Source organism: uncultured Boseongicola sp. (genome assembly GCF_937988555.1).
Lineage (GTDB): Bacteria > Pseudomonadota > Alphaproteobacteria > Rhodobacterales > Rhodobacteraceae > Boseongicola.
Window position 1 is genome coordinate 1 of record NZ_CALJXO010000354.1, and the last position, 12,377, is coordinate 12,377.

Sequence of the window (12,377 nt, forward strand, 5' to 3'; positions counted from 1 at the left end):
GAATTTGAGCGGCGAACATTGGGCCAAATCTATTCCACCAGTCCCGCACCGTTTCGTGGCTGATGTCGACGGCGCGCTCGTGCAGCAGGTCCTCGACATTGCGGAGCGAAAGGGGAAAGCGAACGTCCATCATGACCGCCAAGCGGATGATCTCCGGGCTGCTGTGAAAGGGCGTGTTTTCGTCATGAACAAAGGCTGCGAAACCACCCTGCCCGCCTCAAGAAGATTTATTCTGACAATGCCGGCGATTGAGCTCTGCCTGACCTTTGGCATGATCTTCAAGCAACCACTGCGGCAGGCCGAAGGCTTGATGCGCTCCATCGCCGGCCTACTGGGGGTTGAGATCGCGGTGCCGCATTACACGACTTTGTCACGCAGAGGCAACGGGCTGAGCTTGTCTGATAGAGCTATTTCCAAGAATTCCAAACCGGTCCTGGACAGTACAGGGCTGAGGATCTTCGGCGAGGGTGCCCTCTTGGCGCAAGCTGCACCTTGGCCTCGATCTTGTCAGTGGCCAGATCGTCTGCTCCAATTTGACCACAGATGACATTGCCGATCCGACTGCCCTACCGGGCCTGCTGGATCAGATCACCGGCCCGGGTGACCTGTTTCTGGCGGATGGAGCGTACGATGGAGAGCCAACATGCGACGTTCTAACCGAACGCTTCGGTTCGGCGATCAAACTCACGATTCCACCACCCAAGAACGCGGTCCTGAGCCCCGGCGCCGCCCGGAACCCGAGAATTCGTGACCGCCATATTGCTGAGATACACGCGCACGGTCGGATGGCATGGCAGAAGGCATCGCGCTACAATCGGCGCAGCCGGGGTGAAACACTGATGGGCCGCTGGAAGACCGTCATCGGGCCTAAGCTCAAGGCGCGCTCGTTTGAAAATCAGGAAACAGAAGCCAGGATTGGCGTCCGGATCCTTAACCGGATGACCGAACTTGGCCGGCCCAATTTCGATCGCATCGCCTGAAATCCATCTCGGGTAGGGCGCGTTCCGACCTCCTCTGGCTCCATGAAACAAGGCCGTAAGTTCCTAGCAGACGTCAGAATTGTGCCAATTATCCACGTTCAAAATAACCCCAACGGCGGAAGTATTCAAAATCCCGCTTCAAAAAGTCGCTTTTTGCCTTCAGAAGGAATAATTGCAGTTAAGTTACTCTCAAACTGACACATACGAGCGACTTAATGGACCATATAGACCTTATCGCGCTGCGCCACGAATTTCACCGCACTCCCGAACTTGGCTTTGCAGAGGACCAGACCAAAGCGCGCGTAGCCGAGATATTGAAAAGTCTCGGACTGGAAGTCCACGAAGGCGCGGGCGTCGTCGGCATATTGAAACGAGGGTCGGGCAATAGAGCTATCGGCTTGCGGGCGGATATGGACGCGCTGCCCATACATGAGACAAGCGCCCATAATTATGTTTCCCAGACCACCGGGGTCATGCATGCCTGTGGTCATGACGGTCATATGACAATGCTTTTGGGCGCGGCGGCGTCATTGGCAATTGATCCTGACTTTGACGGGACTGTGGTTTTCCTGTTCCAACCGAATGAAGAACACGGGCTCGGGGCGCAGGCCATGATCGAGGAAGGCGTGTTGGAGCGCTTCCCAGTTGAAGAAATTTACGCCATTCATAATTTGCCTGGCGTGCCCGTTGGCCAAGTCTCCACGCGGGCAGGGCAAATCTGCTCCAGCGAAAGCCTATTTGAGATCTTGATCGAAGGGCAAGGCGGACATGCTTCAATGCCACAAGTAGGGGTTGATGCGATTACGGTTGGAGCGGAAATCGTGCAGGCCTTGCAGACAATCGTATCGCGGAAATTGGCACCGGGTGCTGGCGTGGTCGTGTCTGTGACTGAGTTTTTGACCGACGGTCAGCGCAACGTCCTCCCGGGCACCGCAACGCTCAAGGGAGATGTCCGCGCACGTATGCCCGGAGACCGCGAGGCGGTTGCCCGCCTGATGCGCCAGATTGCCAAAGGGATCGGTGCCGCCCATGGCGTATCGGTGTCCGTTTCGTTCAACACCGAATTCATCGAGACCATTAATGCAGAGGAGCCGGTGCAAGCGGTGGTCGATGCCGCGCGTGCCCTTGGTCTGAAGGCAAACGGCAATTGTGAGCCGATGAGTTTCTCAGAAGATTTCGCGCATTTCTCAGACGCTATTTTAGGGTGCTTCTTGCTGATGGGGAACGGCGAAGAAGGCCCCTGTGGGCAGCCCCTGCATTCAGCGGATTACGACTTTAACGATGACCTTTTGCCTATCGGTGCTGCGTTCTGGGCGCAGCTTGTCCGGGATCGCCTCCCGAAGAGCGGCACACAGGAGACATAATTATGTTCGAGCCGCGCATGAGTGCATTTCGCAATTGTCTTGCGGAGAATGGGATCGACGTTGCTCTCATTACGGATGACGACAATGTCTATTACCTGACGGGCTACTACGACTATCTGCACATGGAGTTCGGTCGTCCAACTATATTGGTCGTGCATCGCGATGGTCCGAGCCTTTTGATTACCCCAACAATCGACCTCAACAGTGCCGACGCCGCAGCCCGCGTTGACACGATTGCCGCGTGGAATGACGGCATGGGCGAGGAATGGCGTGCCGAATTACCCGCAGCTGTCGAAAGGGCCAACCGCGTTGCCATTGAGCCAAACCATATGCCAGCGCTTGTGCGCAAATATATCGATGAACTGGTCGGGGCGCAAACCCTGGCCTCAGCAACACCGCTGCTGTCAAACATGCGCATGATCAAATCCGCGCAGGAACTGCAACTGGCGCGACATGCAGGCCAAGTTGCAGACGCCATGATGGCGGCAGGCCGCGCGGCGATTGGGGATGCTGTTGCGGAATACGAGGTTGCCCTTGCGACAGCGCAAGCCGGTACGCGCAAGTCTGCAGAGCTCTTAGCGGCGCACTACGACGATGCCGATATGTCGCCCAACACGCATTTTCTGCAAATCATGGCTTCCGGCGAGATGATCACCAAGACCCATCACCGTGCCACGACACGAATCATGCGGCGGGGCGAGCCGGTATTTCTGTGCTTGTGCGGCATGACCAATTTCCATCGTTTCAAGCTGGGATTTGATCGCACGTTCTGGATTGGTGAGATCGCGGATACGTCACAGGCGCAGGTCTATGAAGTTGCGCTGGCTAGCCAAAAAGCCGCCCTTGATGCGTTGCGGCCCGGCGTGACCGCGGAGAGCGTACACGCGGCTTACGCAGACGTCATTCAGGAGGCAGGGTTCGAGTATCCCTTTAGATGCGGGCGCGCGACGGGATTTAGTTTCTTGGAGGCCCCGCAGTTGGTGACGGGCGACACGACTATTTTGCAACCCGGCATGGTTCTTGCGGTCGATGGTTCTGTCAGTGTGGATACATTCCGCGCCCAAGTTGGGGACAGTTTCATCATAACGGAAGAGGGGTATGAACCATTAACTGATCACCCGAAGGCGATTGATCAAATAATTTTGTGACGAAGCCAATGTGATCTTCAAATGAGCCTCCCGCATGTCGTTTGGGCGGATACTATGGTCAACTTGCGCGCTTACAGTTGTGCGCCTCAGCAAGACCCTCTCTCCGCAAACCCTTCATGGTTGCCGCCAGGCTAATTCGAGCCCGTCTCAGCTTACTGTTGAGTGCGTGAATATATGCCGAACAAAATTACCGCCACTCGCCAAAAGCGGCGGTGCGGTTCGGCTTGAAATTGACCCTAGTGTAGAGATGCCGTTCCTATTTGAAATTCCCATGGACGGAAGCCTGAGCGGTGAAAAATTTATGCAAACTTCGCATGCGCCTAGATCGAAGATCTAGGCTCTGTCTCGCCTTCGAAATGGCAGGTGAGAATTCTCGGCGCGATTGTTGAGCCAGCATCCCGTTTCCTGTTTCGGAGCATGGCCGACAACTTCAGTCACTGCGCCATATGATCGGAGATTATCTGTCACGATCACTTCTTGATTACCGTATCGCTTGATTGATTTTCTAATGAATTTCAACTCCGCTCTCCAGGACCTCTCCATCATGAGCAACGGCGCGCCACAAGTAGTGCGCCTTACTGCTGATCTTCACAAATAACTCGTCCAAGTGCCCTTGCCCGTTCGAGTAAAATCACACCCGGTCGGCTCAATTCATGCGGGCCTCAACAAGCATTGAGCCAAAACAGTTCCACCAAGACCGCACGCCTTCATCGCTGATCTCCATCCCACGCTCATACAAGGGATCTTCCACGTTCCTTAGCGATAGCAGAAACCCGATAGACATCATCACCGCCACGCCGATGGCTTGTGGGCACGTATTGAAATAGCGAAACGGACTACGTTTTCTCATCCACAAAAGCTTATTCGTTGCCCCGCCTCGCCTCAAGTCAGTTTGCTCTGACGGTGCGTCGGACATTGATCTGTTAATTGTATTACTCAAAAATCGTGTCGTTCAAATGGGTACCGTCAGGCCGGTTTTTGTGCTGTCCATAACAACTGACGTACGAAAACGTTTTACATTCATGTCGTCAAAAAATAGCCGCTGAATAAGAGCCTGATATTCTTTCATATCCTTGGCCAATGCGATCAAGGCGAAGTCGGCTTCGCCAGTAATATAATAGCATTGCTGAATTTGCGGCTCTGACCGCATCTTCGTGCGGAAAGCGTCTAAATGCTGAACTCGTTCGCGTTCCAACTCGACCAAGATCAAAAATGTCATTTGCAGTCCGACTGCTTCGGGGTCCAGTTCTACCATTTCTCCGCGGATGATACCGGTGTTCCGAAAGTGGCGAATTTTACGCTGAATTGTTGGAATCGAAGCACCCGCTTCGATCGCAATATCTTCTAGTTTGGTGCGAGAGTTGGCTTGAAGCATACGTAGAATGGTTCGTTCAATCTGGCTCAGTTCCATTTTGATGTTATCCGGTCATGAATACATGCTATTTAGGTTCATTGTGATCACACAAAGTGCTATTTTGCGATACACTTGTGCAAATATATGCCTAAAATGATCAAGTCTCTCTGCGATAAGCTGGGAAAACTTGGGGCGGTGATTGGTTTTTCATTCCCCAGCATGTGAATGTAAGAGAAAGAGGTGAAATAGAATGCTTCAGAACTTAAAGTCAAAAGCTCTATCCGTGATGGTAGGCGCTCTGCTGATTGGAACTGCCCAAGCGGCAACGGCAGACGAATTGTCAGATAGAATAAACGCAGGTGAACCTATCCGTCTTGGCTTCGCGACAGCTATTCCTTGGGCGTACCCAGGCGATAATGGCGAGCCTTTAGGCTTCGTGAACGCAATTGCATTGGTAGTGCTTGAAGAAATGGGGATCACCAATTACGAGACATCGGTGAATGAGTGGGCCGGTCTGATCCCTGGCTTGCAAGCCAATCGCTATGACATCATCACCGGCGGCATGTATATTCTGAAAAGCCGTTGTGAGAACATGAACTTCTCGGATCCAATTGGACTTTTCGGCGACGCAATGTTGGTTCCCGCTGGCAATCCAAAAGGCATCCATAACTATCAGGACGTGATCTCTACCGGGGCCAAATTGGTCACTGGTGCTGGCTTCAACACTGTAGAAGCCGCCAAAAAAGAGGGCGTACCAGAGGACCAGATGATGCTGGTGGCTGGCGAGGTCGAGATTCTTGCGGCGATGAACGCGGGCCGTGCTGATGTTGCGGTTCAGACATTCTTTGGCGCCAAAGAACATGTCGACAAGTCGAATGGAAAATTTGAAGTGACCAATCCGGCCGATATGCCCGAGTGGACCAAGAACTGGGTCGGTATTGGCATGCGCCATTCAGACACTGATTTCCTGGCAGCGTTCAACGAAGCAATGGCCAAGGTTGTCGGTGGAGAGGCTTGGATGGCAAATACAGCCGAGTATGGTTACACCGAATTTCAACTTCCCGGTGAAGATGCCTCGACCGAATTTGCCTGTGCAAATCGCTAGACCATAATACTCGGATCAGGCGGCGCAAATATGCTGCCTGATCCAGTCTACCACCCAGACAAGGCCGCATCGTGAACTATTGGGAATTCCTGATTCAGTATCTGCCCAAGATGGCATCCGGTGCGGTTATGACGGTCAGTGTGATGATCTGCGCGCTGCTTTTGGCTGTCACGATCTCGATCATCTTCGGCTTGATGCGAATAACAAATAGCAAGCCAATTCAAGGCGTAGCTTTTGTATACATTGAGTTTTTTCGCGGCACTTCCCTGTTGGTCCAGCTATATTGGATATACTATGTACTCCCGTTGATGGGCCTGACCTTGTCGCCGTTCATGTCCGGTGTCATTGCTCTTGGTCTGAACTTTGGTGCCTATGGGGCCGAAGTGGTGCGCGGCGGCATTCAAGCCGTTCCAAAAGCCCAATGGGAAGCGGCGCTGGCGCTGAACTTCTCTTCCAAGCAACGGATCCGCCGGATCATTATCCCGCAGACATTCACAATCATCTTGCCGCCAGCCGCAAACCTGACGGTGGAATTGCTAAAGGCAACGGCATTGGTTGCATTGATTACAGTGGTCGATTTGATGTTTGTCGCCAAACAGCTCAACGCAACGACATGGCTGTCCGCTCAGGTTTTTGGCACTGCCTTGTTGGTGTACTACGCGATGGCACGCTTTGCCTTAATACCGTTCCTGCGTTGGCTGGAAGTTCTGGCAGCACGCAAGGTCGGTAAATCATGAGGGCACACTGATGGAATGGCGTTGGGAATTCGCAATAGAAATTCTGCCTCGGATGCTTTGGGCCACGGGCAACACATTACTGGCTGCTGGTGCGGGCTATGCTATTGCAATGGTTGTCGGGCTGATCCTGATGTTCGGACAGCAAACCCCTTATCGCGTTGTAAACATCGTTGTGCGCGAGTTGGTGGAATTTGTGCGTTCGACCCCATTGTTGGTACAGCTTTTCTTCGTCTTCTTCGTAGCACCGCAGTTCGGTGTTACCTTGTCTGCATGGACCTCTGCGATGTTGACGATTGGTCTGCATTTCGGAACCTACCTGTCAGAGGTTTATCGCGGTGCATTGGAAGGCGTTCCAAAGACCCAGTGGGAAGCCTGCCGCGCCCTGAATTTTTCTACGGTTTACACTTATCGTAGGGTGATCCTGCCGCAGGCCTTTCCAATCGCTTTGCCCGGAATGGGCAACTATCTAGTGGGCATATTCAAAGACACACCGCTGTTGGCCACCATCGGGGTCGCAGAACTGATGCACACTGCAAATGCGCTTGGTGCAGAAACCTATCGCTATCTGGAACCCTATACGATGGTCGGGTTTATCTTCCTCATTATCTCCTTGCCCACGGCATTGGGGCTGCGCCGACTTGAAGCCGCCGTTGCCCGACATCAGGGCAAAATTAAGCACTAAAGGTCGAATACCAATCATGGATACAAAACACCCGCTTGTCCTGCCCGAAGGAGGCCCTTTGGTCCGCTTTGCGGACGTGACCAAGCGCTACGGCGATCTGACTGTCTTGGATCAACTGAACCTTGATGTTGGTCACAATGAAATGGTCTCCATCATCGGGCCTTCCGGGTCTGGCAAAACGACGGTTCTACGCGTCTTGATGACGCTCGAGGCGATTAATGATGGTGTGATCTATTTGGACGGCGATCCACTGACCCATATGCCCAAGGGCAACGGGCTGGTGGTCGCCAATGAAAAATACCTGCGTCAGAAACGAACTGGCATTGGAATGGTGTTTCAGCAATTCAACCTGTTTCCGCATATGACCGCGCTGCAAAACTGCATCGAGGCTCCAATCCAAGTGCTGGGAATGAACCGCGATGAAGCCGAAGACCGCGCGATTGATCTGCTGCGGTTAGTTGGGATGTATGAAAAGAAAGATCAGCATCCGTCACGATTGTCCGGTGGCCAGCAACAACGCGTGGCAATTGCACGGGCATTGGCAATGCGCCCAAAGGTGATGTTGCTGGACGAGGTCACTTCGGCGCTGGACCCCGAAGTTATCGGTGAAGTCCTGAACGTAATCCGCTCGCTGAACAGCGAACATAACCTGACGATGATTATGGTTACCCACCAGATGGGTTTTGCTCGCGAAATTTCCGACAGGGTCTGTTTCTTCTACGCAGGCAAGATCGCCGAACAAGGCACGCCGGATCAACTTTTTGACGATCCGCAAAACGATCGCACAAAGCAGTTTCTGCGAGCAGTGCTGGACGCGAATTAAACCACATTTGCAATCAAGTTTTGTACCGAGAAGGCATCTGCGATGATACCAGGATTAGAAACTGAGATTATAGACCCCGAGGCCTATGAGCGCAGCGTAAATCGCCTTCGTGAAATGAAAGTTGTCTTGCCCAGGATTTCTGATCTTGCGGATCCGAAATGTCATTTGGCCGAGAAGTTCAAAGACATCGCCGATGTAGACCCAGACGCAGCCGATCCTCGAAACCTGTTCCGGGTAAATTGGCACAACGCCTCGGATCGGCGTGGTTTTAGCGATGTTCCAGATCATATGGTCCTGACCGAAGAGTTGACCGGAGTTAAAGCGAAGATTGTAGTGGCGCTGGGTAACCGCTTTCCAATGATCCACACGCACAAGGTACTGGCTGCCTATGGCTGTCTGATCCCTCGGCTGATGTCTGGCAGTTTCGATGCCACGAGGCATCGGGCTGTCTGGCCCTCGACCGGTAATTATTGTCGCGGTGGCGTTGCCATCGCGACTTTACTTGGGTGTCGATCAGTGGCCGTGCTGCCCGAAGGGATGAGCCAGGAACGTTTTGACTGGCTGAACCGTTGGCTGGCGGACCCGGCAGACATTTACCGCACACCCGGGACAGAAAGTAACGTCAAAGAAATCTATGATGCATGCCATGTGCTTGAGAAGGATCCAGAAAACCTAATCTTGAATCAGTTTGGTGAATACGGGAATTATATCATCCACCGGGCTGTCACCGGCCCGGCGTTAGAATGTATATTCAACCATGTGAACGCACCGGGCGGTCTGACAGCCCGAGCGTTTGTTGCTGCATCAGGCTCTGCTGGAACACTTGCAGCCGGCGACCATCTGAAAAACGCCCTAGGTACTCAGACCGGCGTGATCGAAGCGTTGGAGTGCCCGACGCTGCTGTATAACGGCTATGGCGAGCACAACATTCAGGGCATCGGTGACAAGCATGTGCCACTAATTCACAATGTGATGAACTCAGATTTCGCTATTGGTGTATCGGATCGTGCCTGCGACGGTTTGAATCTGGTTTTTAATACGACACCGGGGCGCGAATATTTGACCGAACGGCGCAGCCTTGGCCAGCGGGATTTGGCTAGCTTGGGCAATCTTGGTCTGTCATCAATCGCAAACGTCTTGGGGGCAATTAAATACGCCAAATATATGGGGCTTGGAGCTAATGATGTTGTCCTGACAATCGCCACAGATGGCGCGGACATGTACCACTCCGAACAGCGCCTCGCTGAGGAAAAATACTACGCAAACGGGTTCAACAAACTCGGCGCAGCCGAAAGTTTTGGCCAGGCAATTTTAGGCGCGTCTACGGATCATATGATCGAGATGACTCGGATAGATCGCGAGCGTATGTTTAACTTGGGCTATTACACTTGGGTGGAACAACAAGGCACGTCCGTCCGAGATTTCGACCGGCGCCGTGATCAGGGGTTCTGGGACGGCCTGATGGATCTCGTTCCCATCTGGGACGGAATGATTGATCAATTCAACGCGTCATAAGCGTGAATTCAGCCGCAAACTCAGTCTTCCATGTGGGGCGCAAGAAAAAATCATCCCGATGGCAGTCCGTCTGACAGGTGCAAAGGTAGCCGGATTTCGGCTACCACCCAACCAATGACCTGAAGCGCATTGCATCGCATCCTGAAACACCACGGATGTCGACCGCGTTGAACCGGTTAAAGGTGCTCTACTCCGGTGCCCAAGCACGCTGTGTTGGGACAAATAATTCCACCGTATCGCCCACACTCAGCGGTCCAGGTCGCTCGACCCAGGCTGTGACCCCGCGCCGCCCGTTGGCGGCCTGCTTAAATGCCTTTCCATGGCCCGGGCGATCCGTTTCGATCTCCTTGGCTGGCCAGTTGCACGGCGCGTTCTCCAGATCCACGGTAAATGTCGTGCCCATCTCCGTCTGCAGGCGGGATCCTGGCGGGATGTGGGTGAAGTCTGGGATGCCTTCGATCACGATTGACGCGCCAAGCCACGTCGGATCCAATTCCTCTAACCCAATTTTGGTGGCTATTTCGGCGTTTTCCTCCGTGGAAAGAATAGACAGTTGACGGGAGTTTCGAATTTCCGTGCCCTTGGGGTGCAACATAGTCACGCGCACGCAAGACGCGCGCGTCGTACCTGAATGCGCTTCTCCAACCACACCGGCAAACGTGGCTAGCGCATCAGTTAACGCTACGGACCTGATGTTGATCTCTGGCGCGGTGACCCGACCTAGCCATCTGATGGTGCCAGTATGCGCGGATTTGACTAAACAAGGCATGAGCGTTCCTTTTGCCGGTGATTCTCCCGTTCTATATTGGCAGGCGCAACCCAAATTCAGAGCGGTCAATTCATGGAGTCGAATTAAAACCGAAAATCTGCCGCTTTGACAGTAGGTGGTGTCAGACCAATGCGAACCAGTCTCTACAAGAACAGTGAGGCTGCTCCTTATACCGCGCCAAGACCGCGCCACTGGGCAAGAGCGGCGCACGGTTGAGCTTGAAATTGGGTCGTAAGTTGAGGCTTATTTCCGGATTGAACAGGTGGTAAATCGAGGGATGGGCGGATGCGAATTTCTGCAAACGTCGCATCCGCCTCAAGCAAAGCGCGCTCGCGTCGTTGAAACGGCAAGTGAGAATTTTCTGCCCGATTGTTCACCCAGCGGCCGGTTTCCTGCCTGTCAGCCAAACCGATTTCTTTCAGCGCCGCACCATACGAGCGCAACCGGTCCGTGACGATGACCTCCGGACGGCTATGCTTACGCATTGTTTTCTTAAAGTCTTTCAGCGCTCCCTTCCTATCGCACGCCCTCGTCACGAAGCTTTCCAAGCCTCACCTTCATGATCAACGGCACGCCAAAGGTAATGCCGCTCGCCTTTGCCTTTCACGAAAATCTCGCCCAAATGCCAGCGCCATCGGCTGAATTTCATGCCGGAAATACACCGTTTTCAGTTCTCCGCGGCAAACATCGGAGCAAACCGGTGCCACCAGTATCGACAGTTTCATGGCTCACCTCGATGCCGCGTTCGTGCAGCAGAGCTTCCACATTGCGAAGGGACAGCGGGAAATGGACATACAGCATCACCGCCAGACGGATAACCTCGCGACTCGTTTTGAAATAGCAAAATGGATCAGGTTTGGTCATATTCAGACGCTAGAAATCCGCTCTACCCGCCTCAAGTTGGTTTCTTCTGACAGTACTTGGCAAAGCGCTCATAGCGTGGGCAAATCCGTTCCGATGCGTGGACTGATGAACCTTGGCCCTCTATCGGTGATAACAATGTTCTCCTCGTGCACCAGGATCTTTTTGCCAACGGAAATTCCAGGCTCCAATGTCAACACCATCCCTGGTTCTAGCACCGTGTGATCGGTCGGGATCAACGACGGCCATTCGGTCAGCGACATGCCCAATCCGTGGCCCAACCGACCAGCGTTAATTCCCTCGGAATCGCGTCTCAACACCTCGTCCATGGCATGGAACAAGGTCGCCGCCGTGACACCGGGCCGTGCCGTCTCAAAGGCAGCATCCGAAGCTTCGACCAACCGCGCGTGGGCGAATTGAACCTCGGACGTTGCAGGCCCAATCGACCAGTTCCGATCGAAATCACAGAAGTACCCGTCCCAGACCAGGCCGGCGTCCAGCATCAAAACATCGCCGTTCGTCAATGGCGTCGTGCGGGCGGGGGAAATCACGTCTTGGTATCCGCCCTGCTCGGCTCCGCCAGCCAAATACGGAACCCAATCTGCACCCTCCTCAAGACAAAGAATCTGGAATTTCCGAAACACTTCATCGAGCGGCACCCCTGCCCTAGCAATCTCGGGCGTGCGCTCGAAAGCACGGCCGCCAATGGCACAGGCATTTTCGATCTTCGCAATCTCTGCCGGGGATTTCACCATGCGCAAGGCGCGCAAAATACCATGATCTCCTACTACTTTTCGCATGCCGATACCAGCTCGCACCGACGCCAGATCAGCTTGCGGCATACGGGTGTGAGTTTCGTGGCCGTCCGGCATCCCGATTGCGCCATCAGACGAAGTAAGTTCAACTAAAGTATCGGCCAGCAAGGACACACCGTCGTCCTTCAGATCAGGAGCACTCCAAGTGCGGATATCCTCTATCCAGGTTTCCCCCATAAGGGCTGCCCCAATAGTAGGAATCACGGCAACGGGTTTGCCCGTTG

Annotated in this window: 12 protein-coding genes and 3 pseudogenes; 9 read left to right on the top strand and 6 right to left on the bottom strand. The window is 53.7% G+C overall.

Translation table 11 applies throughout. The annotated features are described in order from the left end of the window. Positions 1-151 (bottom strand): annotated as a pseudogene (locus Q1B15_RS20645) (IS6 family transposase); the annotation flags it as partial. Positions 152-271: 120 nt separating this feature from the next. Here Q1B15_RS20645 and Q1B15_RS23570 point away from each other — a divergent pair. The 4 genes from Q1B15_RS23570 (at position 272) to Q1B15_RS20660 (ending at position 3,492) form a co-directional block, all read left to right on the top strand. Further along, the gene (locus tag Q1B15_RS23570; protein ID WP_366141760.1) at positions 272-547 is read left to right on the top strand and encodes a transposase; all 276 of its coding nucleotides are present in this window, start codon (positions 272-274) and stop codon (positions 545-547) included. Next, positions 468-980 (top strand): transposase, encoded by a 513-nt coding sequence (locus tag Q1B15_RS20650; RefSeq protein WP_366141759.1) that lies wholly within the window; start codon positions 468-470, stop codon positions 978-980. The genes Q1B15_RS23570 and Q1B15_RS20650 overlap by 80 nt, the downstream gene beginning before the upstream one ends. Before the next feature lie 215 nt (positions 981-1,195). Further along, positions 1,196-2,344: an amidohydrolase gene (locus Q1B15_RS20655; RefSeq protein WP_299757498.1), complete on the top strand. Its 1,149-nt coding sequence runs from the start codon at positions 1,196-1,198 to the stop codon at positions 2,342-2,344. A gap of 2 nt (positions 2,345-2,346) precedes the next feature. Next, positions 2,347-3,492 carry a Xaa-Pro peptidase family protein gene (locus Q1B15_RS20660; protein WP_299757500.1) on the top strand — a complete coding sequence of 382 codons (1,146 nt, stop codon included), beginning with the start codon at positions 2,347-2,349 and terminating at the stop codon, positions 3,490-3,492. A 187-nt stretch (positions 3,493-3,679) separates the two neighbouring features. Here the strand turns inward: Q1B15_RS20660 and Q1B15_RS20665 are convergent. After that, positions 3,680-4,342, bottom strand: a pseudogene (locus Q1B15_RS20665) (DDE-type integrase/transposase/recombinase). Positions 4,343-4,444: 102 nt separating this feature from the next. Beyond that, positions 4,445-4,903, bottom strand: a complete 459-nt coding sequence (locus tag Q1B15_RS20670) for an Lrp/AsnC family transcriptional regulator (protein WP_299757502.1) — start codon at positions 4,901-4,903, stop codon at positions 4,445-4,447. 193 nt (positions 4,904-5,096) lie between these two features. Here Q1B15_RS20670 and Q1B15_RS20675 point away from each other — a divergent pair, with 193 nt between their 5' ends. The 5 genes from Q1B15_RS20675 to Q1B15_RS20695 all read left to right on the top strand — a co-directional run bounded on the left by Q1B15_RS20675 (position 5,097) and on the right by Q1B15_RS20695 (position 9,708). Next, positions 5,097-5,951, top strand: coding sequence for a transporter substrate-binding domain-containing protein (locus tag Q1B15_RS20675; protein ID WP_299757504.1), 855 nt, complete (start codon positions 5,097-5,099; stop codon positions 5,949-5,951). Positions 5,952-6,022: 71 nt separating this feature from the next. Further along, the gene (gene ehuC, locus Q1B15_RS20680; RefSeq protein WP_299757506.1) at positions 6,023-6,688 is read left to right on the top strand and encodes an ectoine/hydroxyectoine ABC transporter permease subunit EhuC; all 666 of its coding nucleotides are present in this window, start codon (positions 6,023-6,025) and stop codon (positions 6,686-6,688) included. Between the two features lie 10 nt (positions 6,689-6,698). After that, on the top strand, positions 6,699-7,370 hold the full coding sequence (gene ehuD / locus Q1B15_RS20685; protein ID WP_299757508.1) for an ectoine/hydroxyectoine ABC transporter permease subunit EhuD: 672 nt from the start codon (positions 6,699-6,701) through the stop codon (positions 7,368-7,370). A gap of 16 nt (positions 7,371-7,386) precedes the next feature. Beyond that, positions 7,387-8,193: an ectoine/hydroxyectoine ABC transporter ATP-binding protein EhuA gene (gene ehuA / locus Q1B15_RS20690; RefSeq protein ID WP_299757511.1), complete on the top strand. Its 807-nt coding sequence runs from the start codon at positions 7,387-7,389 to the stop codon at positions 8,191-8,193. A gap of 42 nt (positions 8,194-8,235) precedes the next feature. Further along, positions 8,236-9,708 carry a pyridoxal-5'-phosphate-dependent protein subunit beta gene (locus Q1B15_RS20695; RefSeq protein WP_299757513.1) on the top strand — a complete coding sequence of 491 codons (1,473 nt, stop codon included), beginning with the start codon at positions 8,236-8,238 and terminating at the stop codon, positions 9,706-9,708. 187 nt (positions 9,709-9,895) lie between these two features. On the opposite strand, the gene Q1B15_RS20700 is transcribed toward Q1B15_RS20695, so the two are convergent. The 3 genes and pseudogenes from Q1B15_RS20700 to Q1B15_RS20710 form a co-directional block, all read right to left on the bottom strand. Then, complete coding sequence (locus Q1B15_RS20700; RefSeq protein WP_299757516.1) at positions 9,896-10,477, bottom strand: MOSC domain-containing protein; 582 nt, start codon at positions 10,475-10,477, stop codon at positions 9,896-9,898. A gap of 167 nt (positions 10,478-10,644) precedes the next feature. Next, positions 10,645-11,341 (bottom strand): annotated as a pseudogene (locus Q1B15_RS20705) (IS6 family transposase). Positions 11,342-11,409: 68 nt separating this feature from the next. Continuing rightward, on the bottom strand, positions 11,410-12,377 hold a 968-nt coding region (locus tag Q1B15_RS20710; RefSeq protein ID WP_299757518.1), incomplete at its 5' end, for a Xaa-Pro peptidase family protein.

What these genes read in the sequence shown, in the direction of transcription:
- Q1B15_RS23570 (WP_366141760.1), top strand. Translation starts at nt 272, where the DNA reads ATGATCTTCAAGCAACCACTGCGGCAGGCCGAAGGCTTGATGCGCTCC.
- Q1B15_RS20655 (WP_299757498.1), top strand. Translation starts at nt 1,196, where the DNA reads ATGGACCATATAGACCTTATCGCGCTGCGCCACGAATTTCACCGCACT.
- Q1B15_RS20660 (WP_299757500.1), top strand. Translation starts at nt 2,347, where the DNA reads ATGTTCGAGCCGCGCATGAGTGCATTTCGCAATTGTCTTGCGGAGAAT.
- Q1B15_RS20670 (WP_299757502.1), bottom strand. Translation starts at nt 4,903, where the DNA reads ATGGAACTGAGCCAGATTGAACGAACCATTCTACGTATGCTTCAAGCC.
- Q1B15_RS20675 (WP_299757504.1), top strand. Translation starts at nt 5,097, where the DNA reads ATGCTTCAGAACTTAAAGTCAAAAGCTCTATCCGTGATGGTAGGCGCT.
- ehuD (WP_299757508.1), top strand. Translation starts at nt 6,699, where the DNA reads ATGGAATGGCGTTGGGAATTCGCAATAGAAATTCTGCCTCGGATGCTT.
- ehuA (WP_299757511.1), top strand. Translation starts at nt 7,387, where the DNA reads ATGGATACAAAACACCCGCTTGTCCTGCCCGAAGGAGGCCCTTTGGTC.
- Q1B15_RS20695 (WP_299757513.1), top strand. Translation starts at nt 8,236, where the DNA reads ATGATACCAGGATTAGAAACTGAGATTATAGACCCCGAGGCCTATGAG.
- Q1B15_RS20700 (WP_299757516.1), bottom strand. Translation starts at nt 10,477, where the DNA reads ATGCCTTGTTTAGTCAAATCCGCGCATACTGGCACCATCAGATGGCTA.